Annotated in this window: 18 protein-coding genes; 5 read left to right on the forward strand and 13 right to left on the reverse strand. The window is 67.2% G+C overall.

The genetic code is table 11. The annotated features are described in order from the left end of the window. Window positions 1-361: 361 nt before the first annotated feature. The 3 genes from AWX74_RS07320 to AWX74_RS07330 are packed head-to-tail and all read right to left on the reverse strand — an operon-like array spanning window position 362 to window position 1,756. The gene (locus tag AWX74_RS07320; protein ID WP_091273066.1) at window positions 362-706 is read right to left on the reverse strand and encodes a hypothetical protein; all 345 of its coding nucleotides are present in this window, start codon (window positions 704-706) and stop codon (window positions 362-364) included. Next, entirely contained in the window at window positions 703-1,413 is a 711-nt protein-coding gene (locus tag AWX74_RS07325; protein ID WP_091273068.1) for an ATP-binding protein, read from the reverse strand. The genes AWX74_RS07320 and AWX74_RS07325 overlap by 4 nt, the downstream gene beginning before the upstream one ends. 49 nt (window positions 1,414-1,462) lie before the next feature. Then, window positions 1,463-1,756, reverse strand: a complete 294-nt coding sequence (locus AWX74_RS07330; RefSeq protein WP_091273070.1) for a hypothetical protein — start codon at window positions 1,754-1,756, stop codon at window positions 1,463-1,465. Window positions 1,757-1,958: 202 nt separating this feature from the next. Here AWX74_RS07330 and AWX74_RS07335 point away from each other — a divergent pair, with 202 nt between their 5' ends. Together AWX74_RS07335 and AWX74_RS07340 are read left to right on the forward strand one after the other, a co-directional pair. Continuing rightward, window positions 1,959-2,828, forward strand: a complete 870-nt coding sequence (locus AWX74_RS07335) for a helix-turn-helix domain-containing protein (protein WP_091273072.1) — start codon at window positions 1,959-1,961, stop codon at window positions 2,826-2,828. Next, window positions 2,825-3,034, forward strand: a complete 210-nt coding sequence (locus AWX74_RS07340) for a DUF397 domain-containing protein (RefSeq protein WP_091273074.1) — start codon at window positions 2,825-2,827, stop codon at window positions 3,032-3,034. Before AWX74_RS07335 ends, AWX74_RS07340 begins: the two co-directional genes overlap by 4 nt. Window positions 3,035-3,045: 11 nt before the next feature. Here AWX74_RS07340 and AWX74_RS07345 read toward each other — a convergent pair whose 3' ends face one another. The 9 genes from AWX74_RS07345 to AWX74_RS07385 form a co-directional block, all read right to left on the reverse strand. Further along, entirely contained in the window at window positions 3,046-4,008 is a 963-nt protein-coding gene (locus AWX74_RS07345; protein ID WP_091273076.1) for a thiopeptide-type bacteriocin biosynthesis protein, read from the reverse strand. Next, window positions 3,990-5,153 (reverse strand): lanthionine synthetase C family protein, encoded by a 1,164-nt coding sequence (locus AWX74_RS07350; protein ID WP_091273078.1) that lies wholly within the window; start codon window positions 5,151-5,153, stop codon window positions 3,990-3,992. Before AWX74_RS07350 ends, AWX74_RS07345 begins: the two co-directional genes overlap by 19 nt. After that, complete coding sequence (locus tag AWX74_RS07355) at window positions 5,150-8,227, reverse strand: lantibiotic dehydratase (RefSeq protein ID WP_091273080.1); 3,078 nt, start codon at window positions 8,225-8,227, stop codon at window positions 5,150-5,152. The genes AWX74_RS07350 and AWX74_RS07355 overlap by 4 nt, the downstream gene beginning before the upstream one ends. 99 nt (window positions 8,228-8,326) lie before the next feature. Then, the gene (locus tag AWX74_RS07360) at window positions 8,327-8,518 is read right to left on the reverse strand and encodes an FxLD family lanthipeptide (protein WP_076830173.1); all 192 of its coding nucleotides are present in this window, start codon (window positions 8,516-8,518) and stop codon (window positions 8,327-8,329) included. Window positions 8,519-8,604: 86 nt separating this feature from the next. Beyond that, window positions 8,605-9,855 carry a methyltransferase, FxLD system gene (gene fxlM / locus AWX74_RS07365; RefSeq protein WP_091273082.1) on the reverse strand — a complete coding sequence of 417 codons (1,251 nt, stop codon included), beginning with the start codon at window positions 9,853-9,855 and terminating at the stop codon, window positions 8,605-8,607. Between the two features lie 99 nt (window positions 9,856-9,954). Beyond that, complete coding sequence (locus AWX74_RS07370; protein ID WP_091273085.1) at window positions 9,955-10,797, reverse strand: helix-turn-helix domain-containing protein; 843 nt, start codon at window positions 10,795-10,797, stop codon at window positions 9,955-9,957. Between the two features lie 36 nt (window positions 10,798-10,833). Continuing rightward, window positions 10,834-11,403, reverse strand: coding sequence for a DUF6879 family protein (locus AWX74_RS07375; protein WP_242666121.1), 570 nt, complete (start codon window positions 11,401-11,403; stop codon window positions 10,834-10,836). Continuing rightward, on the reverse strand, window positions 11,348-11,620 hold the full coding sequence (locus tag AWX74_RS07380) for a hypothetical protein (protein ID WP_091273688.1): 273 nt from the start codon (window positions 11,618-11,620) through the stop codon (window positions 11,348-11,350). The genes AWX74_RS07375 and AWX74_RS07380 overlap by 56 nt, the downstream gene beginning before the upstream one ends. 285 nt (window positions 11,621-11,905) lie before the next feature. Continuing rightward, the gene (locus AWX74_RS07385; protein ID WP_242666122.1) at window positions 11,906-16,780 is read right to left on the reverse strand and encodes a DEAD/DEAH box helicase; all 4,875 of its coding nucleotides are present in this window, start codon (window positions 16,778-16,780) and stop codon (window positions 11,906-11,908) included. A gap of 651 nt (window positions 16,781-17,431) precedes the next feature. Between AWX74_RS07385 and AWX74_RS07390 the strand changes: the two genes are divergently transcribed. Genes AWX74_RS07390 through AWX74_RS07400 form a run of 3 tightly spaced genes read left to right on the forward strand, consistent with a single transcriptional unit; the run spans window position 17,432 to window position 20,928 of the window. After that, window positions 17,432-18,259, forward strand: a complete 828-nt coding sequence (locus tag AWX74_RS07390) for a hypothetical protein (RefSeq protein WP_131799420.1) — start codon at window positions 17,432-17,434, stop codon at window positions 18,257-18,259. A gap of 12 nt (window positions 18,260-18,271) precedes the next feature. After that, a complete protein-coding gene (locus AWX74_RS07395; protein WP_193209784.1) occupies window positions 18,272-19,459 on the forward strand; it encodes a helix-turn-helix domain-containing protein in 1,188 nt (395 codons plus the stop codon). A 20-nt stretch (window positions 19,460-19,479) separates the two neighbouring features. Beyond that, on the forward strand, window positions 19,480-20,928 hold the full coding sequence (locus tag AWX74_RS07400; RefSeq protein ID WP_091273093.1) for a hypothetical protein: 1,449 nt from the start codon (window positions 19,480-19,482) through the stop codon (window positions 20,926-20,928). A gap of 251 nt (window positions 20,929-21,179) precedes the next feature. Here AWX74_RS07400 and AWX74_RS39430 read toward each other — a convergent pair whose 3' ends face one another. Continuing rightward, window positions 21,180-24,752, reverse strand: a complete 3,573-nt coding sequence (locus tag AWX74_RS39430; RefSeq protein WP_131799421.1) for a helix-turn-helix domain-containing protein — start codon at window positions 24,750-24,752, stop codon at window positions 21,180-21,182. Between the last annotated feature and the right edge of the window lie 62 nt (window positions 24,753-24,814).

The raw sequence follows: 24,814 nt of genomic DNA on the forward strand, positions 1-24,814 counted from the left end.
GCTGCTTCCGCTCTGCGACCCGGGCGGTCGTTCGGCGGCCGGGTCTGCCTGCGGAGCTGGTCGCCTGCTGGGGCCGAGATCTCTCGTGTGGCCCGGGTCGGCAGGCCTATCTCCTCCGGTGGGAGAGCGCGGGTGGCCGTCGATGTGGGCATCAAAGGATGAGGTTTCCGCCCTGATGGCAGGCTCTGTGGGATGTTCGGGCATGGTAAAGCCTTCCACTGCTGACTGTCGGGTGATGACTGGCGGGATTGGATCAATCGAGTTACTGAATGCGTCCAGAAAGCTGGCGGTTCGTTTCGTGTGGTGAATCAGCGATTTCTCGGGCGCACGGTGTGCCCGTGGTCGGGGCCGCTGTCGGTCGTCATCCGTGGCGGCCCGGGGACGGTGTGCGCTGTGCGGGCACGCGACACCGGGCGGGCGTTTCAGGCGGGCTGTGGCCCGGCGGGCCGAGCAGGAGGGTGACGGCGGCAAGGACGATCTGTCTGCGGGCCGCGTCGCAGGCGGTCTGGTCCCGCGCGGTGTCGTAGCGGTCGAGGGCGGCGCGCAGGGCGGCCCATTCCGGCGAGGCCGGGTCGATGGGTGGGGTGAACGTGGCGAGTATCCGTGCGATGTCCTCCGGTTGTGTGAGCTCGGGCAGGGCGGCCATGCGCGCGATCAGCACGACCGGGCGCAGCGCGACGGGAACGAGAGGGGAACGCGGGGTCATGCGGACAGCTCAGCCGGCCACGTCCTGCTGATGCCGGGCGAGAAAAAGCCGATGGTCTCGGCGTCGAGTGGCGAGACGAACTGATCAGGGACCTTCGGTGTCTGGCCGCCGGGTGCCCGGTCCCTCACGCCACGCCCGGGTGGTGGGCGGTGCCAGTCGTCGAGCGCGCGTAGACGGTCGATGACGCGTCGCAACGTCGCAGGGTCGTCGTGGAAGGCGACCGGAGCGGCGGGGGCCGGCACAGGCGTGGCCGCGCGGGTCGGCAACGCTGCCGAGTTGTCGGTGGGGACGGCCGGAGTTGTCGCCGCTGGAAGCTGGGCCCAGGTGACCTTGCCACCGGTGCGGCCGGGGTACCAGGCCCATCTCAGGCTCACCGCGTCCACCAGCACCAGGCCACGCCCACTCTCCTGGTCCGGACGCGCCGCGATCAGGATTGGTGGGGCTGTGCTGGCGTCCCATATCTCGATCGTCAGCACCGCGTCGCAGATGGTCAGCCGTAGCGCCACGACATCGTCCGGGCCGCTGGCCTTCACGGCGTTGGAAGCGAGTTCGCACACGACGACTTCGGCGACGTCGACGTCGTCCGGATCGACGGACCATCTGGTGAGCGTGTGGACTGTGCTTGCGCGCACGTCGGGAACGGCAGCGGCCGTGGGCGGGAAGTGCGCTACGTCCACCCGGATCGCATCCGAGATTCCGCCGGTCATACCGATCCCCGCGTGGCGCTGGGCATGCGGTGGCTGGTGATCGTGGTGTTCATCCGTTCGTAGGCCACGCGGGCTGGCGGCGCGACGGGTCGCCCATGGCTGGAGTGAGGCCGGGGAGGTCGCAGCCGGGGAGAACGGCGAACTCGACCCAGGCCACCAGCTCGTAGCGCGCCCGTGACAGGCGGCGGCTGACCTTCGCCACCCGGTCATCCACGGTCAGGGGAAGGCGGGTCAGCGCCTGCCGCAGACGGCGGTGCGCCCACTCGTGGGCGGTGTCGAAGTCGCCGAACGCGCCCAGCGGCCGTCCTTCCGCGTCCCACACCACGAAGCGGCGTTCCTCCATAGCTCTTCTCCCTCGCCGGCTGGAAGCGATCTCCTGGCGTGCCTTGTGTTCCGGGGCCCCACGCGGTGACGGGCGGCGCCGGGGTACTGGCAGGATGCACCCATGGAACTCTCATACGCAAGTACGTATGACAGATACGTGAGTCGGCGTTGATCGGCCCGAGACAGGGGCTGGCAGACTGCTACCGGGAGAAGGGAAGGCGATGCCGAGCACACCAGGCCCTACCGTGCGGCGCCGGCGCCTGGGCGCGGAGCTGCGCCGCCTGCGGGAGGCCAAGGAACTGACCGTCGACCAGGCCGGGGAACACATCCACCGCAGCGGGCCGACGATCAGTCGGATGGAGACCGGCCAGTTCCGGTTCGTCCTGCGTAACGTCTCGGACCTGCTCGACCTCTACGGCGTCACCGACGACGAGCAGCGCCAAGCCCTGCTGGCGCTGGTGAAGGAGAACCGCAGACCCGCCTGGTGGCACTCCTACGGCGATCTCGTGCCCCGCTGGTTCCAGGTCTATATCGGCCTGGAAGCCGAGGCCTCCACGATCACGACGTTCGAGAGCCTGCTCGTCCCCGGCCTGCTCCAGACCGAGGACTACGCACGCGCCGTCATCCGCGCCGCCTCACCAGAGCTACCCGCCCACGAAGTCGACCGGGCCGTGGAAGTCAGGATGAACCGGCAGAAGATCCTCACCGGAGACCAGCCCGTGCAGCTCTGGGCGATCCTCGACGAGGCCGTGATCCGCCGCCACGTCGGAAGCCCCACCGTCATGGCCCGGCAGCTCGACCGGCTGATCGAGGCGGCCGAGCAACCCGCGGTGACGATCCAGGTCGTGCCGTTCACCGCGGGCGCCCACGCCGGCATGATGGCAAGCTTCACGATCCTGGGTTTCCCCGACACCGGCGGAGCCTCCGAGACGGTCTACATCGAAGCTCCCACGGGCAGCCTCTACCTGGAGAAACAGGCCGAGGTACGACGCTACGAAGCCTGGATGAACCAGCTCCGCAGCTCCGCCCTCGCGCCCACCCCCAACACCCTCTCGATCATCAAAGCGGCACGTGAGGACCTCCAACGATGACCACCCACGGTGCGGACGCCCCACTGACCTGGCGCAAGAGCAGCTACTCCGGAGGCACCGGCGGCAACTGCGTCGAGGTCGCCACCCTCCCCGACGGCGGCCGAGCCGTCCGCGACTCCAAGAACCCAGACGGACCGGCCCTGCACTTCACCGCCACCGAATGGGCCGCGTTCCTCGCCGGCGTACAGGGCCACGAGTTCGACTGAACGTCCACGGGTTAGTCCTCGGGAAGGCATGCGCGGGCCGCCGCGCGGGCGAGGGTCGCCTGTGCGCCTGCGGGCAGGCCGAGCCTGTTCCAGTGGAAGATCACCAGGTGGGCGAGGAGAGCACGTAGGCCCCGGTTGAGGGTGCCGGCGGTGGCTGCCGAGCCCAAGCGCTGCCCTGCCTTTGCGAAGGCGTCGCGCCATGGGGTGGCGAACGCGACCGGCCCGCTGGTTGCGAACAGCGGCGATCCGGCGTGGGCAGGCGCTGAGAGCATGACGCGGAGCTGGGCGGTGAGTGCGGCCCGCGCGGCGGCCGCGGGCGGGTCGGGGCGCATCGACGCGATGCGGGTGAAGACGTCGCCGCGCTCGTACCAGTCGAGGCCGGCGGCGGCGCACATGGCGCTGATCAGCAGGACAGACAGTTCTCGGCGGTCCAGCGGCGGGTTCTCTTGGCGGAGGTAGTCGAGGACTCCGGCCGAGTCGGCGCAGAACAGGGCGTGGGCGATGCCCATCCCGGCCTCCCCGCCGAACGCGGCCGCTTCCGGCTCGTAGACGGCCGGGTTCCACGCCGCGATGGTGCCCGCGCCCGCCAGGTCGTCCAGCAGCGCGGACACAGCGTCGGTGTCGGCGTCGAGGAGGCGTATGCGCCAGCCTGGGCTCTTGTTCATGTACCACCAGCCGGCTGCGGCGTGGTCCGTGACGAGCGCGTCGAGCCGGGGGCCGAGGCGGGCCGCCAGGGTGCGGTCGGCGGGTTCGGGGCCGGCGGGATGGACGTGCACCTGGTGCCATCGCCCGTGGGCGGGTCGTTCGAGGGCGGCGAGCCCAGCCAGATGGTAGACGTCTGCCGCGTCCGCGAGGTCCGCCGGTTCCAGGCCCACCTCGGCCGCGGTGGTGGCGAGGTCTCCTCCGGCGAGGAGAACGCGGATGGCGTCGGCGACCTGGCCGGCGGCTGGTGCGGTCAGGTGAGCAGAAGACATGAGTCCCATCCGGACACGGGCGGGGCGGTGCGGCGGGCGGTCTCCAGCACGAGCCGGACTCCGGTGTCACCGGTGAGAAGCGCGGGTGTCCCGTCGGAGATGGCTGCCTGTCTCCTCAGCCCGGCGGCGACTTCAGCCAGGTGGGTGCTGAGGCCGGGTGTGATCGCGTCGGCGGCGGCGCGGACGGCTGTCTGGTAGACGCCGGCGAGGCCGTGGCAGAGGCCCGCGTCGGGGAGCCTGGCGAGCTGGGGCCCGGCCAGGCAGTGGGCGAGGGCGTGCTCGGCTGCAGCCTGGCGGGCAGGGTCGGCGGTGGCGATGCCGGCGAGTTGGAGGGCGCGGGCGATCCCGGGCGTCCCGTAGCACCAGGACGGCCGTCCGGCAGACAACTGCGCTGGGTACCCGGCGCGTAGATCCTTGCGGCTGAGCCATTGTGGCCACCACGGCCCGTCGTCCGAGTGCTGCTGCCATCGGTCAAACCAGGCACAGAGAATCTTGATCGCGTCCTGTTGCCCCTCCACGGTGCGCCCTCGCCGGGCGGCGAGGGCGAGGAAGGCGAGGATGCCGGCCGCGCCGTGGGCCATGCCCAGGTTCGCGTGGCCGCCCGGGGTTGGAGACAGCGGGTCGGGGTCGCGAGCTGCCCACCAGCCTGGCGCCTGGAGCCCATCGAGGGGGAGGGGCCGGGTGGCGAGACGGGTGAGGTAAGTGAGGATGTCGGCGAGGGTGTCGTTGGCGGGGGCGGTGCGCAGGAGGATGAGGCCGAGGCCGGTGAGCCCGTAGAACAAGTCGTACTCGCCGAACGTGCCGGGAGCGCCGTCGGCCATGCGGTTGCGGGCGGCATCCAGCCGCCCGCGGGTGATGCGGTGCAGGTGGTGATCGAGCGCGCTCGCGGCGGGCGCGTAGCGGGGCTGCCCGTCCGCGGCGGCGGTGTGCAGCACGAAGCGCAGGGCTGGGGCGCCGTGCACGAGGCATCCGCTCGGGCTGCCGTCCACTGGCTCGGATGTGGCGAGGACCAGAGCGTCGTGCGCGTCCTGCCAGGTGCCGGAGCCGGTGAGCGCGAGTTCGACGCGTAGCAGCGCGAGGCCGGCCGCGCCGTGAGCGAGGGACTGGGCAGCCGCCTGATCGGCGTTGATCGTCGGTGATGTCACAGGTGGCCGGCCTTTCCGAGCTGGCGGAGAGCGGCGGCGCGAGCAAGCCGTCCGGTCTGCTTCTCAAAGGTCGGATCAAGTCCGACCGCGCGCATGTGGTGCTCGTGCAGCAGGGTCCGCAGCACGGTGCTCGGGTCGCGCTGTGCGGCAAGCTGTCCGTGGTAGGCGGCGAGCGCGGTGTCGCGGTCGGCCCAGGCCTGCGCGACGGTGTCACCGCCGGGCAGCGAGGCCATTGCGCGGGGGCCGCCGGCCGGGTCGGTCAGGTCGCAGGCCAGATCACGCAGGTCACGATCCAGCGGCCCGCTTCCCTGGTTCAGGCAGCGGATCAGGGCCCCGTAGCCGGTCGTGGCGTCGGGGGCGAACGCAGCCGCGATCCTGGCCATCGACGCGGCGGCGAGCGCCTGGCCCGGCACACCGTCGGCGGCGGTGGCGAGTTGGGCGACGGCCGCGGCGGTGTCGGCCGCCCAGACCTCTTCGACTGCGGCGAGGGCGCTGCCTGTGCCGTACCGGCCGGGCTGTTCGTAGTACGGGACGAAGCTCAGCGTCGCGGGCAGGCCCCGGTCCTCCAGGTCGGCGGCGAACCGGGCGAGTTCGGCGGCGAGCAGGCCGAAGCGATCCGGGTCGGTCAGCCGTAGGTGCAGGGCGATGTGCTGCGGGATCTCCGGGTGGATCATGTCGCGGTAGCGGCGAACCCACCAGTGCGCGACCTCGGGGCGCAGGCCGTCGGCGAGTCGGGGCAGGTGAACGGCGATGAGATCGTCGAAGCGGGCCGGGTTGCCGGTGATCCGGGCGCAGACCACCAGGCCTGTCCCGGGGTGGTGCACGTCGCCGGGCGTAGCGGTGACCGGCAGGGGGCGCCGTGGTGGGCTGGCCAGGGTCAGCGGGATGAGGAGTTCGGCGGGCCGGCCGAGCCAGCCGTCGGAGCCGGCCGGGCTGTCCTCACGGAGCTCGGCGCGCGAGGCGCGGGTCAGATGGGCGTGCAGGAGTTCCCGGTCGAGGGGGTGCTCGAGGTCCAGCGGTAGCCGCTGTTCGCCGTCGCAGAGCACCACGCGGCTGGGAAGTCTCCACCGGCGCCGCCACGCGGCCAGCCGCGTCTCGAAGCTGGTGCCGGGAGAGCCGTCGAGGGCGGCTTTCTCGAGGTTCCAGCGGGCGGGGAACAGGATCGTCCTGCGGTAGCGGACGCGAGGCACGTAGGGCAGGACGCGGGCCGCGCCGACATCGAAAGGGCGCAGTTCGGCGCAGCGGGCGTCCGCGACCTCGGCGAGGAACCGGGCAAGCGGTGGGGTGAACGCGGTCATCTCCAGCGCATGCGGGATGTGCGGGACCACGCGCCGACCGGTGGGCAGATGCACGAGGTAGAGCTGCGCCGCGTCGGCGGTCACGGCCAGCTCGTCGACGGAGACGATCATCGCGGTGCCGTCGGGATGGTCCCCGACCGGAAGGATCGTGTCGGCCAGGGGTGCGACCCGGGTCATGTGCTCGGTCCGGGGCACCCGCGGCCGGAACGACACCTGCACCGTGAGGTTGCCCTCCTGCCGGTCGGCTGTGCGGAAGGTCGCGGCGAGTGCGTCGCGTTCCGTCGCGGTGAGCAGGTGGGTGAAGCGGCCGGCCATGCTGCCGGGGACGCGGGCCGTCCCGGTCACCTGCAGCTCGAAGTGCCCGGCGTTGATCGCCTCGGTGGATCGGGCGTGCAGGGCGACAGCGATCTCGATACGTGCTGGCGGCACGACCGCGCCGGGATCACCGACGGTGAGGGCGCGTACGTCGTCACCGGTTAGACGGATCTCGTCGCTGCTCTCCAGGGCGGCCTGGTGGATCAGTGCCAGCAGGGCCGCGTCGCGTTCGGTCAGCGTCCGCCACACCGGACGTGGCGCTGGCGCACCGAGGTAGCCGTCCGGATAGCCGAGGCCGGAGTCGGCGACCAGCTCCCGTACCGACACCAGTGCTCCGGGGCCGTAGCGTTCCTTGAACCGTGCCTGGTACTCCAGCCAGGACATCGCTCCGAACGGCCAGGTTGTCAGGCGGAGAAGCACCTCGGCCGCGGCGGTGGCCTCGTTCAGCACCGCGTCGGGAATCGTCACGTCTGCGTCGAGCCGGGTGTCCATCGCCAGCGGGCGGTCCATGGCGGGCGTCAGCGTGGCCATCCGCGTGCCGGCCGCCGCGCGTAGCGCGGTCGCGTCGGACGGGTTCGCGCAGTCGTTGTGCGCGGCGAGGATGCAGGCGATGTCCGCCAGCTCGCCCAGCACTGGGGCGACCTGCGGCACCCCACCGGCACCGGCGGCGGCGCGGAGCGCGGCGCACAGGTACTCCAGCGGGTCGCCGGCTGTCATCGGCGGATGCAGGTCGGTGAGCAGGAACTCCTCGTCGAGGAGCTGGTCGAGCAGTGCGCGGACGCGGTCTGGCGCCGCCCTGGGGAACCGTTCGGTAAGGGCGGCGGCGAGCCCGGCAATGCTGACCGGTGTTCTGGCCAGATCGATGGCGGCCCGCACGGGGTCGGCTGCGCGGATCGACGTCTCGCGAAGTGGGCCCGGCTTCCGGGCGTCGAGCGGAGCGCGGCGGGCCAGGATCAGCCGGCCGTCCCGGAAGGTCGCGGTTGAGTTCGCCGTGACGGTGAGCCGGTCTCGTAAGGCGGGGGTGCGGGCGAGTTGGCGCGCCAGGGTCGCGATCCATTCGGCATCCGGGCGCGCGATCACCCGGTGGGCGCCGCCGATCGTCGCCCTCGCTGGTCCGACGTGGGCGGGTGCGACCCCGGCGAACAGGCCGAACGGTGTGACGCGCCGCTGCCACCGCAGCAGGTAGGACGCCAGTGACAGCGCCGTGCGCCGCAGATCCCGGGCAGTGCCCTGCCCAGGTTCGGAGACGACACCGTTGACCCAGGCGGCGAGGTCACTGCTCGCGGCGGTGACCGCAGCGCGGACGTCGTCCCGTGACCAGGTCTTCGTCAGCCAGGCACCGCCCTCGGTCTCGACAGCCCCGAGATCGGCCAGATCCAGGTCGTGTGGCAGGTCAAGATCTCCGGGATCTGTCGTCGACCGGAGCAGAACCACGCCGTGATGCCGGTATCGCGCGGCCATGCCGGGCTCCTCGGTCAGGCGACAACAAGGTCATCAGGCTCCGGCACCGCCGGTGTCCCCGGGGACACCGGCGGAGCGGGCCGTCTGGGCGGGGTGTTGTCAGGACGGGTTGTCGGAGGAGGTGGAGCAGGCACTCGGCTTGCAGGTCGTCCCGCAGTTGTCGTCTGTGGCGCACATCGTGATGACGAGCGGGCCGACCGCCTCGATCACTCGCAGATCAAGGTCGACGTCGAACGGGTCAAGGTCGCTGGGAGTCGCAGCGGGCGCGAGAACTGCTGAGGTCGGTGTCATGGCTACCTTTCCTGGGCAGGTGGGGGCGCGGACGGAGTACCGGAATGTGCGTTGGCGAAGGGGCTGTGAACGTTGGAGGCGGAACGTCAGCTGACCGGGGGCCAGGTGATGGTGGCCGTGCCGTGGATCTTGTGGAACTGCCCTACGGGAGCGTCGGAGGCGGGAATGGTGGTGCCCGCGGGCCAGTAGGCGAAGGCGTCGTCGGGGATCTGCCGGCCGTGGACGTCCCAGGCCTTGATCTGGGCGACCAGAGCCTCGGCCGCCTCGGTGGCGTGCGGCCCATATCCCCGGGCGCCGAACTCGCGGTCCCCGCCGGGCAGGTCACTTTCGCGTAGTTCCATCACGCCGAACGAGTCGTCGAGCACCGCTCCGAAGGGGAACCAGGTTCTGCACACGCCCTCGGCCGCCATCGGCGTGCCGGGCCCGGCCTCGACGCGGCAGAACCCGGGCAGGAAGCCTGCGAGCCACAGGTGCAGGTCGCCGAACTCGCCCTGGTCCGGGATCGTGACTCCAGACCAGGCGTGGACCGGGCCGTGCTCCAGTGCGCCGGCCAGGGAATGCGGGTTGTCGATCTCAGTCTCGTCGAACAGGAGCGTCACCACCCCGCCAGCGGGATCGCGCATCTGAAGCCGGCGCTCCTTGCGCGCTCCCAGGCCCTGCATCGGCACGAACCCGCACAGCTGCGCCGACGTGCTTACCCAGTGCTCGCCCGACCGGCGCAACGCCAGCGACCGGGTGAACGTGTTCATCCGTAGCGGCACGACGATGACGCCGCCATCGGTCAGCTGTTCCAGCCACGCGGGGGCCAGGTCCCACGCCCCGACGGTGACCACGATCGCGTCGTAGTCCGCGTACGCCGGCACGCCGTGCTCGGCGTCCGCGGTGACAACGATGACCCGGTCGCCGTAGCCGGCGGCGCCCAGCCCCGCGGTCGCGCGGGCGGTCACCTCCGGATCGATGTCCACGGTCACCACCTGGCCCTGATCACCTACGACGTGCGCGAGCAGGGACGCGTTATAGCCACCGCTGCCCACCTCGAGGACCTTCATCCCCGGGGCGATACCCGCCTGGGCGATCATGTGGGCCTGCAGCCACGGCGCCGACACCGTCGACATGCTTACCCCGTGCGGGCCTGCCTTTGCGACCACCGACTGGTCGGCGTCGTAGGCCTTCTCCAGCGGGGTGCCCTCCGGTACGAACAGGTGCCGTGGAACGGTCCGGAACGCGGCCTCCACCTCGGGCCCGCTGATCCAGCCGTCGGCGACGAGCCGGTCGACCATCGCAGCCCGCCTCTCGTCCGCCAGGTCGGGGTTGGTCGCGTCGGGCGCCTGAGTCACGTCACGCTCCAGTGGTGGTCGTCGGGGGCGCGATCACCGTAGGACCGGCGGGATCACGACGGCCAGGAGTGTGCCCGAGTGTGGCAAGCAGGACCACGGTCACTGATGCGCGGCGGCGATGAGATCACGGGCCCGGCCGCCGAAGATGGCGATCTCGCTCAGACGGGCGAACATCTGCGCGTAGAGGGCGATCTCGGTGGGCTGGGTCACCGTCAGATATCCCGAGACGAGCTCGACGTTCACCTGGTCGTTGTCGAAGATCCAGAAATCCTCGACAGGGCTGGCCATGCCACGATCGGCAGAGACCGGGATGACCCCGAGGGACACCGCCGGCCACGTCGTGACCTCGGCCAAATGCGCGCACTGGCCCCGCATGACTGCCGACCCGCCGAAACCATTACGCAGCACGGACTCCTCGACGAGGAACGCGGCGGTCCGCTGGTGACGACGCAGGACACGCTGACGCTTCATCCGAGCCGCGACCGCAGCTTCCACATCGTCATGGACTCCACGGCGCTGCTGGTAGGCACGCAGCACAGCGCGGGTGTAGTCCTCGGTCTGGATCAGGCCGGGCACAACCCAGCAGCTGTAGCCGCGGAACTGGCGGGTCCGCTCATACAGCGGCAGCCGCGCCTCCTGTGCGTGCCGCAGCCCGGAACGCTCCATCCGGCGCCATTCGACCCACATCCCCTCCGCCGAGTGCAGGGACGCGAGCAGATCCGCGGTCTCGCTTTCGGCGCCGCAGATCTCGCACCACGCGCGGACGTCCGCCGCCGATGGGGGCCGGGTGGCATGCTCGATCTTCGAGACCTTCGTACGCTCCCACCCAGCACGGGCAGCCAGCTCGATCGCGGTCAGACCAGCATCGCGGCGCAGGTCACGAAGCCGGCCCGCGAGAAGCTGACGGGCCTGCTGGGCACTGGAAGACGACGACGGCTGCACAGGAGCAAGACTGCCGCGACGACGCGAAGACCGTCGTCAGACCAGCTCGTAGTCCTCGTGCGGCACGGCCCGCTCCCACACCGCCTCGAACGCCGCCGCACACTGAGCGGCGATCTCCGGGTCCGGCGAAAGCCGGGTCTGGAGGAACTCCCCACCACCGGAGAAGTAGTTGAACTGCGCCCGCTGGCCGTCGAACACCCAGAAGTCGTTCGCCGGGATTAGCAGGCCGGTCGCCAGATGCCGGGGCAGCCAGCGGATCTGCTCACCCGCGGCGACGTTCGACGCCGTCGTCGCATGCTCGAACCTGATGTAGTCGCTCACCGGCTCCGACACCACCCGGACCCGGCGAACGTCGACCCCGCGACCGGTCACCTCGGCGATCAGATCCAGCCATGGCCGCGGCGCGAGCCGCCGCCGAAACTCCTCCTCGTCGCCGGCGAGCCACGCCCGAAACCACGGGTCCCCGCCGTCATAGGAATCCCGCAGCTCCAAATGCACGGCGGACGACCCGCACGCGCGAAGCAGCGTGTCGAACGGCGGGTCGGGCTCCTCAGCTACGCCCGGGATGCGGCCCAGGACCCTGCTTGCCTCGCTCGTAGGTCCCACTCGCCGCCTCCACGATGAACGCCTTCATGACCGCCGGGAGCCGGACCACGGCCTCGGTCGACCCGATCGGGCTGTGCCGTGCGACCTCCGCGAGCGCCTCCCGATCCGTGACCGACTCGCCCTGGAACCACAGGTCGCCGGTGTCCTCATCGACGAAGACCGCCGGGCAACCGTTGTCAGGCGACCCCGGATCGATACCCACGAAACTTAGCCGCATCAAGGCCTCCGAACTCAGGAGTGTGCCGAAGTGGGCCACTCCGGCACACTTAACCATGCGGACACTTTTTGTCAAGGCCTGACTACGGTTCGGAGCTACCCAGCCGCTGGGAGATCTCCTTGATCGGCGCACCCTCGGCCCGATGAGACCCGACGATCTCCAAACGCCGTCGCCGTGGTGATGACCGACAGCGCCGGTCGAACTGCTATGGACCGTTCCGCCTCGCCCAGAGCAGGCGTGCGGAGTACAGGCGAATAGGCGTTCAATCCCGCGAGCTCCAGGATGTCAATCCAGGATGTCGAGCGGCGGAAGGGTGTCCACGATCTTCGTCGTCTCCAGACTGACTGTGACGATCCGCTTGAGCAGGTCGATGATGTAGCGCGGGTCCTCGGACCAGTCGTTGGGGTCGTTGGTGATGCCGGAGGCCTTGTCGACCTTGACCTGGTAGCGGTCGATGATCCACTCGATCGCGGAGCGAGCACCGAGCTGGTAGCGGTACGCCTCGGCCGGGATGTTGGTCAGCGTGACCCGGGTGTTGTAGATGATCGTCGAGCGGTCCGGCTCACCCTTCACCTTGGGGATCTTCATCTTGGCGACCCGGTACAGCTCGCGCGGCGTGACGTCGTTGGCGTCTCCTGTAACGGTCTCGACGATGCCGGTGTGCTTCTCCGCCTGCTCGTAGCCGATGTGCAGATCAGCCAGTGTGCGCCCGGCCTCGGCGAAGCCGCGGAAGTCCCGTACCCGGGGGATACGCGGAAGCGCCTTTTTCAGGTCCGCGGCGAACCGCTCCCGGTACTCCGGGGAGTGCAGGAGCCCGTACGTGTAGTAAAAGATGTCGTCCTTGGTGACCGTCGGGTCGGTGTAGGTCTCACGGTAGTCACCCAGTGCAACATCGGTAATGTTGTCGACCTGCTCGTAGCTCTCGCCCTCGGCATCGGCGAACATGTCGTCGCCCGCGCCGAGTGCTCGGTAGGTGTAACGAGGGAAGAACTGGCCGTTACTCGAACCCCAATACGCAAGATCGGGAATGCCGTCGACGGCATGTACAGAGAAGGGCTTGTCCGATCCAACGCCGGTGATGTAGAAGCCGAAGTTCTTATTTTCAGATGCCGGGAAGATGCGACCAATCCGATAGACCATGTCATTCAGCCGTGCATCGAAGGCGACGCGCTGCTTAGTGAATGGGCGATATGCGGATGCGAAAATGCGTTCGCGGTCGAAGGAGTATTGAGCGCCTCGGGCGACGCTGTACTTGTCGGCGCGATTCCAGCTGATCTTCTCGGGATCGGGGTCGATGTACCTTCCCGCATCGTCTGCCGTTGGATCGAGGATGCCCTGCAGCTTGCAGTATTTTGCAAAATCTGCGACTTGAGCATTATGGAAGTCGACCATCGATCGCATGTTCTCTTCGAGTTTTTGCTCGGAGAAGTTGTATGCCCAGACATCCCGCCCGGTCTTGAGGCCAGACGAGTACAGATCGAAAACGGTCTTGACGCGGGCCGTCTTCTCCTTTTCCCCTATCGCTTGAAAGGTTGCGAACCGCTCGTCACGCTGGTTGATCCAGTCCCCGTCCGTGTTCGGGGTGAGCTCTTGCCACGGAACCGTGTCGAGGGCCTGCGAGCCCAGGATGCGCAGCTTCTCCTCGCGGTCGAGGTAGTCGCCGATGTCCCGGTAGTGCAACGCGCAGCCCGCCGCCGCGTCCACCGCTTTGGCGCCCTTGATGAGGATGAGGATGGCGACGGTGTTCCGGCTGCCCGAACCGAAGATCTTCCCGCCCTCCTGGCGGGACTGTTCGCCAGCGGTGCGCTGGTTGCCGCGCAGGTTGTAGCAGTAGATCACGTCGAACTCGTCGACGAGGGACTTGCGCAGGCCGTCTGCGGTGTTGCCGTCGATGTAGCCGCCGTTGGAGACGAAGGCCACGACTCCCTCGTCCTTGATCCGGTCGGACGCCCAGCGGATTGCACGGATGTAGGAGTCGTACAGCGAGTTCTTGTTTGTGGCGGTCGAGCGTGCGACGTAGGTCTGCTGGATGCGTTCGTCGAGCGCGGGGTATTTCAGGTTCTGGTTGTTGTCGTTCTGGCTGTCCTGTCCGACCGAGTAAGGCGGGTTACCGAGGACGACGGTGATGTCCTGCTGCTTCTGCCGTTTTGCCCGTTCGCTGTTGCCTTCGAGGACGTCCATCCCGTCGAGCTTCGCGGTGCCCTCAGCGAGTTGGAAGGTGTCGGTGAGCACGATGCCCTCGAACGGCCGATAGTCGCCGCCGGCGAGGTCGTGGAAGGCCGCCTCGATGTTGACGGCGGCGATGTAGTAGGCCAGTAAAACGATCTCGTTGGCGTGCAGCTCGCTGGTGTACTTCCGCGCCAGGTCGTTCGGACGGATCACCCCGGACTGCAACAGCCGTACCGGGAAGGTGCCGGTGCCCACGAACGGGTCAATGATCTGCACGCCCTCGTCGGACAGCGAGCTACCGAGGTGCAGGTTCAGGGCCTGCTCGGTGGCGCGGATGATGAAGTCGACGACCTCGACCGGGGTGTAGACGATCCCGAGGGCATCCGCGGTCTTCGGTAGGGCGGTCTTGAAGAACTTGTCGTACAGCTCGACGATGACCCGCTGGCGGCCCTCGGAGTTGTCGATACCCTCCACGCGGACCCGTATCGACTGGTAGAAGCCTTCGAGTGTCTTCGTCTCGGCGTCGAGGCCCTGGTCGTCGAGGACGTCGAGGACTCGCTGCATGGCCCGGGAGACCGGGTTGTGCGCGGTGAAGGCGTAGCCGGAGAACAGTGCGTCGAACACCGGTCGGGTGACGATGTGCTGAGCGATCATCCCGATCGCGTCGGCTTCGGAGACACCCGGGTTGATGGTGGCCCGCAGTTCGCCGAGGAACTCGGTGAACACCGCCCGCTTGGCGGGGATTTTCAGCCCGGCTTTGATCCGGGTGATGTGCCGGTCGGCGATTCCGGCAATGTCGCGGGCCCAGTCTTCCAAGTAGTGACGTTCGCCGACCTTGTCCACGATCCGGGCGTAGATCGCGTCCCGCCAGTTCGCGATCGAGAACAGTGCGTCCTGGACGTGCGCGGCGGTCTGCGCCTCCTTCTCCTTCGCGGCCCGCGCGCTGTCGGGGGTGCTGGAGCCGTCCTGTTCGCCGGTCGTCTCGTCCGCGGGGCCGATGCTCCCGATGCCGATCTTGTTGTCGGGTCGGCGGGTGTTCAGCTCGATCTGGTTGACCGTGGCGTTGAAACGATCGTCGTGCGCCCTCAGCGCCTGGAGGACCTGCCAGACCGTCTTGAACCGCTGGTTGTCCGCGAGTGCCTTCGCTGGCTCCATGCCCGCGGGGACCGCGACCGGCAGGATGATGTAGCCGTAGTTCTTCTCCGGGGCCAGGCGCATCACCCGCCCCACCGACTGCACGACGTCCACCACGGAGTTGCGGGGGTGCAGGAACAGCACCGCGTCCAGGCCCGGAACGTCCACCCCCTCGGACAGACAGCGGGCGTTGGACAGGATTCGGGCCTGACCTGGGCCGGGGTCGGTCCGCAGCCAGTCCAGCAGCCGGTTGCGCTCCAGAGCGTTGAACGTGCCGTCGACATGGTCGACGGTGCAGCGCAGGACCTCGTCGTCCGCGTCGTCGTAGGCGTCGATGACCTCGTTGAACCGGGTCGCGATGGTCTTGGAGTCCGCGATCGACCGGGCGAAGGCCACCGCTCGCTTCATCGGCGGCTCGCCGTCGGCGAATCCCGAGCCGTCGGCGAAGGTGCCGGCTCGTTTGGCCAGCGCGTTCCAACATCCGATGATCTTCGCGGCGTCGTCGAGGGTCAGTTCCGACTCGCCGGCGGCCAGCCCCTCCTGCAGGGTCTTGGCGACCACACCCTCATCGATGGTGAGGATGAGGACCTTGTAGTCGGTGAGCAGGCCCTGCTCCACGGCGTGGCCGAAGCCGAGCCGGTGGAACTCCGGGCCGAAGATAGCCTCGTCGTCCATCGACGCCAGCACCGCGCTCGCCTGCCGGGCGTCGGCCTTGGTGTCCTCGCTATAGAGCCGCGGAGTGGCCGTCATGTACAGCCTGCGGTCGGCGGCCAGATAGCTGTCGTCGTGGACGCGCACGAACGCGGACTCGTTGTGGCCGGAGAGAGTCACCCCGGTGGTTCGGTGCGCCTCGTCGCACAGCACCAGGTCGAACCGGCCCATTCCCCGGGACTGCGCCTGGGAGATCGTGGCGATGGACTGGTAGGTCGAGAACACCGCCGTCAGCCCAGCGACCTTCTCGGCCGCGGCGATCTGCGCGATCAGCCGGTCCGGGTCCGTGGTAGCGGGGAGAGCCAGGTCGTGGGTGGCCATGTCCCCGTCGTCCCCGGCGCCCCGCTGCTTGCCGACCTTGATGTCTGAGCACACCGCAAACGCCCGCAGCGGCACTTCCGCCTCGTACGACCACTCCCGTAGCGCCTGGGACAGCAGCGCGATGGAGGGGACGAGGAACAGGACGGTGGTGTGCTCGCCCTGCCCGGTCTCGGCGCGCTCCCGGCGCAGCCGTTCGGCGAGCTTCAGGCCGGTGAAGGTCTTCCCTGTCCCGCAGGCCATGATCAGCTTGCCGCGGTCGTGGCCGGCGAACCCAGCGAAGACGTCGTCGATCGCCGCCCGCTGATGAGGACGCGGGGCCTTCTTCGCCCGCAGCCCAATCTCGATCGGGGTGCCCGGGGAGGGCAGCTGCCACTGGACCGGGCTGCCCGCGATGTCGGACAGCCCAAGCCGGGTGACCGGTACCTGCTGGTCGTCCAGCGCCGCCTCGGCGTGGACGGACCACTTCTCGGTCGTCGAAATGATCATCCGGCGGGTGAAGACACCCTTTCCCGAAGCGGTGAAGAACGAGTCGATGTCCTCTTTGCGGACCGTGTGCTGAGGCTCGTAGAACTTGCACTGGATGGCGCAGAACCCGCCGGTCTCACGATCCTGGGCCACCAGGTCGATGCCCGCGTCCCGCTTGTCCACCTCCGCGCCCGGCCAGTCCACCCACATCCACACCTGGGTGAACTGCTCCGTCCACTGTGGGTCGGTACTCAGGTACTGGCGCATCAGCTCTTCGAACCGGGTGCCGCGATCCCGATTCGAAGTGGAGCCGTCACGGATCGCCCTGATTACGTCATGCACCGTCGTGGCTGTGGACACCGTGTGACTCCCCCTGACCCCCGCGGGATGCAAAGCGGCGCCCCGCATACGTTGCGATACGTGCACCAGCACCCTACTTGGGTCGGCTCCGCTCTCCCCGGGAGGACTCAAAGGGCATCGATACTTCTGGTGCTGAGCGAGGTGGACGATTTCGGCCGACACCGTGTCCATCGCCGCCGCCGAGTTCTGCCTGGTCCACCCGCCCGCGTCCGACTCCGACTCCGACTCCGATGACGATCTTAATCGTCGCCTGCCGGCTGGCACGGTGGTCCTTATGGTCTGGATCCCTCACGAGTTCGGTGGCGCTGATGGGCTGACGCCGACGCGGTCCGCATTCGCCAGTGGCAAAGGCTCAAGGTGGGGCCGCTACCAGCAGCCCCGGCCAAAGGCGATATGGCCGTCTCGCGCATCCATACCCACCCACTCGACCTCGACCGGTCCCCACCGGGCTCCTGATCCAGGTCAACCTGCTCGCCGCCGGATGAGCTGCGTGGCAGGCCGAACCGAGGGGCGAGCCCCATGTCGGTGTCAGCGCGAGTCGACAGCCGGGTATCCGGATCTGCTAGCCGAAACAGACTGGGTAGATGATGTAGGAAAGTAAAGTGTAGGATCGCACTGTCGATGATCCAGTGAAGTGGGCAAGGTGGTCGCGTGGAAGACTCGCAGCCGTCGGGATGGGCTGTGGCGCGGTTCGGGGCGGTGGCTGGTGAGCTATGCCGGGCGGTGCCCGAGGCGATCCACCGCGCGCACGAGCTGGCACTGGCCGCGCATGTGAGCGGTGCGCTCGCGACGAACGATGCCTACGGCGCGACGTTGCACGCCCAGCAGCACCAGCAGCTGGCCGATCAGACAGATGGGCTCGACGGGGTTCGTCTTCGCAAACCCCTTGGCGTGCGCAGCCGTTTCGAGCTGGTCGTCCTTGATACTGCAGCGGTGGTTCTGTATCCCTGGCGGTACGCCACGGACCGGGCGACACCGCGTACACAGGCCAAGTTCCGCACTGTGTCAGACCTGCGAAAGAATCTGTTGACGCTAACAGCGCGAACGGTCACTCCGCAGCTCACGATCGACCACATCAACCTCGATCCGGAAGATCTTGCTGCCGAGTTCGCCGATGAGCAGGCGGTGCTCGACCAATTGGCGGCCTTCGGCCAGGTCGTCACCATCGGCTATGCCAGTAATCCGTCGCTAGGCGTCTTCGACCTGGGATGGGGAGACCTGGAACTGGTCGACGACAAAACAGGCGAGGTGATCTGGCACAGCTGGGAGCCGCTGCGGCGTTGGGGTCACGGCAGCGCCGGCGGTGCGGTCGAGCCGAGTCCGGTGCAGCCTGTCGACGGTTTCAGCCACGCGGGCCGGTTCGATGACGCTCCGCTGAAGGACAGGTTCAATCTGGCTCCACGCTCGCCGCTTGCTGAACCCCCAACCAGCGAGCCGGAGCCGCCGCGGCGGCTCACCGGTAGCGATGAGAAGAACTAGAGAGCGACGGTCGTGGACGATCCGCAGCAGCTGTGCTTGCCGGACCTGCACTCTCCGCGCCCTGCCATCGGTACCTCCGCCCTGGCGGCGATCGCGGTGGGGTTCGATCCAGCCCGACTCACCCAGGCCCGTCGCCTGGCTGGGCTGACGAAACGGGCAGTCGCCGACCAGCTTCTGGTCTCGCCAGTCGCCGTCGGCCAGTGGGAGGCGGGCACCCACGCACCCCGCCCTGACCATGTAGCCAAGCTCTCGGACCTGCTGGGGGTGCCGCCCGCATTCCTGGCAGCCGGTCGGCCCTACGCACGGCTGGAGAGCTCGGCGGCGCACTTCCGGAGCCTGCGGCGAACCCCGGTCGGCGAGCGCCAGAAGGCGATCGCGTTCACCGAACAGTTGTGGGAGCTGACCTATGCGTTGGAGAAACGTGTGCAGCTTCCCCCTATCGATCTTCCCGGCTTCTCAGCTGGCGAGGTTGTCACCGACGCCACCAGCGCCGACCCGGTCACGGCCGCGCGAGCCCTTCGGCAGGCGTGGAACCTGGGCACCGGACCGATCCCTCACCTCGTGCGGTCGATGGAGCACCACGGGTTGATCGTCACTCTTGTTCCGTTCGCCGGTATGGCCACCGCGACCGTGGATGCCTTCTCCACCTCGCACCTGCCCCGACCCGTCGTCGTGCTTACCCCCGACCGGGCCGACGACGTCTACCGACACCGGTTTACCGCGGCCCACGAACTCGGTCATCTCCTGCTCCACCCCGACACTGCACCCGGTGACGCGGTCCAAGAGAAAGAGGCGGACGCGTTCGCTGCTGAGTTCCTCACCCCGAGCAGTGAGATCACATCGCTTCTGCCAGGCCGGGTCGACCTGCACGCTCTCGACAGGCTCAGCAGGCAGTGGGGGGTGTCCGTCGGCTCGCTCATCTACCGCTGCCGCGAGGTCGGCGCGGTCTCAGACGCGGCGTACCGCCGCGCTTACCAGCGGCTCAGCCAGCTTCGGAACCTTGGCCTCTTCCAGCACGAGGCTGTTGACGGCTACCCTGGCGAGATTCCCGTGCTCCTTAGCCGGGCTTTTGCCCTTGCGGAAGAACATGGGCTCACCCTTGCCGCTCTTGCCGCGGAACTCGCCTGGCCGCTGCCCCGCCTGCGCCTGCTGCTGGGCCAACCCGACGCGGGCAGCCGGCCGCGTCTCCGTCTCGTCTGACCGACAGTCAGTAGGAGAATGTGCGATTCACCGAACTCACCGGCATCAGTGTCGGCGGCGCCGACGACTGGTTCGACCCGGTCCTCACGGAGGACACACCCCTATACGTCGACCCCTTCCTCGTCTTCGAGGACACCTCGCCGATGTTCGTCGACGCCCATGAAGCCGTCGTCCGATTCTTCGCCACCTGTCGCGACCTGGTCCACCTCGACGACGGACGCCGCGGGAGGTACTGGGACAAGGCGCTGCGCCTGCTGACCTTCCCGGAGCCGAAGGAGTTCGCGCTTGGTCTGTCCATGGGGTCACCGAACGGCTCCGGTACCGACGAGCACTTCGCCGAGCAGATGGCCGATGCCCTGGAAACAATTAGCCGTGCTGTCGAACGACGCGTCGCGTATGTAGAGATGTTTTCCCTGTTCGTACCCGGCTTGGGTGTCGACCGTATTAGCGACATCTTCTGTAACATTCTCAAATCCCGCTTCATATCATTCACGCAAGAGGTTTGCGAACGCCACGGGATAGCTACCGAAACGATCAGTGTGCGGCATGCGTCGTGGAACTCCGAGGCAGCTCGGTGGTCCGACGCGCGACTCCAACTGCCGCGCAGCCCCGTTACCGGTGAAGCGGTCCTACTCACCCCGGACCGGTTCTTGCAAGACATCCCGCCGCGGATCACCGCCAGTGGCTTCTATCGATGGGCTGAGGCGAACCGTAACGCGGCACTACGCGACGACCTCAACTATGATCTCGCGACCGCGCTCAAGGAGGCCGAGCGCGCGGAACGAGGCCGAGACATCGCCAAACGACGGCCGGACATTGCCTTCGACTACGTGGACGATGTCGCAGCGCAGGCAGACCTGACACCGTACGATGTGAGCAAGGACCCCGAACTCTTTGTGCGCTGGTATGAGGCTGCCCGTCATGGTAGGCACATCGAGACCGTCGATCCCGTTGACCAACCCGACCAATCAGATTTCCATGCCTGGCTTGGAACTTTGGTGGACCGTTTTACTCATGCTGTGGAACACAGCGACCTGTGGCGGGTCCTGTGGAACGACGATTTCACGAAACCACGCAAGGAGAAGATCGTCCAGGCCGTCGCCGGCCAGATGTGGGCCTTGCTCTGCGAGCGCGCCAACGTCGACATCAGTCGCGAGGCGAACATGGGCCGCGGGCCCGTCGACTTCAAGTTCTCTGCAGGATGGCGGCGTCGCGCATTGATTGAAGTCAAACTCATGTCGAACAGAAAGTTCCGTCAAGGCGCAGAGGCGCAGCTTCCCGAATACTTGAAGAGTGAACATATCTCATGCGCCTACTATGTCTGCGTCGGTTTTACTGACAGTGACCTTTCGGACGGTCGAAAGGCGTTAGTCCGTGAAGTCTGTAAAGCCTACGAGGCAAAATCTGGATGCACCGTGACGCCGCGCTTCATTGACGCGCGCCCCAAGAAGTCGGCTTCCAATCTGTAACACTGTCCGTGCGTGGAGACCGGAAGAAATTCCTCTGTGATGTCCGCGGATTTGAATGCGGTTCGCCATACCCATACTGCCTAGTCGAATAGAATTGTGGGTCGGCGAAATCGGGTGGTTGGGACCTGGGTCGGAGCCATAACCATGGAGTCAGTCACCGGCAGGGGTCGGGATCGCGTACCACTGGCTGGGCATCACAGGTTTGCAGTGTCGCACATGTACCAACCCAAGGCGCACGGGTAGGGCTCTGGCTAGACGAGGAGAGCTGTGAACTCCTCGGCGATCGCGGACACCGCACCGGGATCGACACGTACGAGTGTCGTCAGTGACTCGGACCAGTCGTCGTCACGCAGCAGGGTCACGAGGATTTTTCGCGCAACCGCCGGATCTGCCTGGTCTGCGACGTCGATTAGTGCCCGTACGCGCCTACTACTCCAGGTGATCGTACGGGCCATGGCCTCGGCCTGCCCATATTCACCGGTCCGCGCAAGTGCTGCGGCGACAGGGTGTAGGAACCGCTCCCGCTCGTCTGGGTCGATAATCGAACGTACGTCAGCGCCGGCAATGCTAACCAGCAAAGATGCTCGGACCTGGTCGCCGGCCTGAGCGAGCGCTCCAGCGACAGCGGCCAGCGCCCGTACCCGGATGTCGAATGGCTCGATGATTGAGCGAGCAATGGCCTCGGCCTGGCTGTAACCGCCGGTTCGGGCGAGTGCTTTGGCCGCCGCGATCTGGGCCAGAGACTCCGGGCGGCCCGAGTGAGTGATCGAACGGGCGGTTATCGCGGCCTGGCCGGCCAGAGACGCAGCCCGCTCATATTCGCCTGATTGCGCAAGCGTTTCCGCCATTTCGGCCAGAGCTTCCATCCGTAGCGTTCGGTTGGGAATTGAGCGCGCGTGCTCCTCGGCCTCATCGGCCAAGGCTGCGGCCCGCTTGTGCTCCCCTGCTCGGGCCAGCGCCCCAGCCAACTTGGCCAGCATCCGGGACGCTACCAGCGGGAAGGTGATCGAACGGACGATAGCTTCGGCTCGGTCGTAGTCACCGGCCTGGGTCAGCGCCACGGCGACAGCGGTCAGTGCCCATTCCTTCGGGTAGTCGTCCGTAACTTCCGAATAGGGAATCGAATGGGCGATCGTCTCGGCCTTGTCGTACTCACCGATGTCGGCTAGAACCGTTGTCACCATGAACAGCGCACGTGCCCGCGATGTCGTACCGCCGATCTGACGAGCTATGGGCTCGGCCAGATCGGCAAGGGCCCTGGCTGTACTGTGGTCACCTGTTTGGGCCGCCGCTCTGGCGACGGCGGCTAGTGTCCTCGCTTGCACGTCGTAGTCCGGTGCCGACCGGGCGACCTCCTCAGCCAGCCTGGCGAGTGACGACGCTTCGGCGACCTGGTCATTGTGGATTAGCATCCGAGCGATCTCGACAAGTGCTTGTGCCCTCACGGCCGGATGAGTGATGGTATCGGCGGTCGCCTGCGCCGTGGCGAACTCGCCGGCGTGGGCGGCCGCCATTGCAACATCACCGAGCGCCTGCGCACAAAGATCCTTGTAGATGACAGAGCGGGCGATCGCTGTGGCTCGGTCGTAGTCGCCGGCTTGGGCGACTCCTTCTGCGACCTCACCTAGAGCCCGCGACCGCATATCTTCGTCATCGGAGATCGAACGGGCGATGTTTTCGGCCCTGTCATAGTCCCCGAGATGGGCAATTGCTCCTATTATCTTGACCCTGGCCCAAGTGATCAAGAGAGGATCTCCGAGCCCGCCGATCTTTCTGGCTATTTCAACCAGAGACGATGCCCGCTCGTGCTCGCCATTTCGAGCCAGCACGCGAGCGACTTCTATAATTTCCTGGATCTTTTCGAACGGCTCGGGGATCGAATGAGTCGCCTCTTCGGCCAGGTTTGCTACCGATGATGCCCGCTGCTGCTGTCCGGTTTGTGCGAGCGCGCGAGCGACGCCTGCCAGTGCCTTCGCTTTCTCGAATGGCTTCGCTATCTTTCCGGCGATGCTCTCGGCCCTGTCGTAGTCGCCGGCCTTAGCTAGAGCCTCGACCACGTCTGCCCTCGCCAACGAGGTGGGATCCCAGGTAAGGGAATCAGCGAGAGTCTCGGCGCGCTCGTAGTCTCCAGTGCTGGTCAGCGCTCCAAGTAAGCCTGCTAGTGCCTCTATCCGCTTCGGGTTCGTCCGGGCGAGTGCTTCGGCCCGGGTGGGTTGACCGAGCATGGTCAATACGGCTGGCAGCTGTGGCGGAATATGGGAATTATTGTCGACGAGAGAATAGCGGTGTACCGCCAGCCGCCCCAAATCTTTCAGGTCCGGGTCAGGCAGGTCAAAGAGTGCGTCCTGCGCTGCCGTGATTTCTGTCAGGGCGGCGGTGTCGCCACCGGTGATATCGCGCATTCTGTCGTGGCGGGCGCGAGATGTTCCGCAGGCCACGATTCGAGGGACATCACGCGTAGCGGTCAGCATCCTGAAATAGCCGTGTTGCAGGTATTCGGGTGTCTCGGGAGGCCAGCCCCGCTGGCCGTAGCTATCGGCCCATGCGTGTAGGCGCTGCCGGTAACCCTCAAGCCGCCTGTCGCCGAACTCCTCGATCGCAGTGTCCTGCAGTTCTTCATGACCGAGAATGTAGACGTTCGAGCTTACGTTGGCCCAGCGACCAGCGCGGGTGGTGAAGCTACGTCCCGCAACGGTGCCCAGGTGTCTAATGACCTGTCGGGCTGTCCGCCCCGACAATTCCGCCAGATCTTCCGCGCTTAGGCCTCCGAGGGCAGCAGTAAGCAAGCCGAGTAGATCCTGTTCGTACGGGCTGCCCTCTAGCAGGCGGTCGAGCTCGCGCTCCATATCAGCGCGGACCACCTGCGCCGCGCCCGCAACAGCCAGCGGGCGCTGAACGTGAGGGTCGCGTAGTGGGTGCTCATCCGGCACATCGGAAGGGATCGGCGGATTGGGGCGACCGGATACCACGAGGCGCATTCCGGCGGGCGGGCGAGCAGGCAGGAGCGCGGCGATGCTGTGCCCCTGTGGACCGGTCGCGCCACGGTCCTCGTCTAGGCCGTCGACTACCAGCACTAGCCGCTCGCCGCGCTGTTGACATATCTCGGCGGCCTCGGCAAGCATTCTAAAGAGATGCGCATCGCGAGTCGCTTCGGAAAGGTATTTCGGTATCGGTTCAAGCAGTAGATTGGCCAGTTGTTCCATCACAACGTCGGCGAACGCGACCCGGTCGTTCTGGCTCGCGAACCGCGCTGTTACGAAGAACGAAACCACCCTTACCCCGGGCGGGGGGTGCAGTACAAACCACGCCAGCAGCGCCGACTTCCCCGACCAGGCCGGCGCCCGCCAGTACATGTAGACCTCGGGCGATTCCTTCAGGATACAGAACTCCCGTATCTCCTCCAGCTCCGCATCTCTACCGACCAGGCGCGGCGGAGCGATTCGTGCTACCTGCTCGCGGTAGCCCGATCGAGCCACCGATCTGACAGTAGCATCGCGATCGACGGAGGTGCCGCCTCTATTCCCGTGGCCGCCGCTCCCGCTCGGGTTCGCGTCAGGCGATGCCCGAGTGCTCTGTTTATTAAGTCTGAGAGCTTCCTGGTGAATTTTCAGCAATTCTGCCCGGTCGAGCTTTAGGGCATCCGCAAGAAGGTTAATTGTTCTCTCTGAGGGGATATTTGCGGATTTCTCGTTGAGTGCATTGCTAACGGTCACATGACTGAGTCCAGTGCGCCGCTCAAGGTTCTCCATTGTCCACCGACGCCTGTGCAACTCCCCGCGCAAAATTGACTTGAGGCTCCTCAAGGCCGACGACGGCTCCCCCATGGACTACCTCCTGTTGGCGCGCCGAGTTCGTTCAGACTCGTCTGTACATACGAAGTTGAACA

Origin of the sequence: Parafrankia irregularis (assembly GCF_001536285.1) — a bacterium.
GTDB classification, from domain to species: Bacteria; Actinomycetota; Actinomycetes; order Frankiales; family Frankiaceae; genus Parafrankia; species Parafrankia irregularis.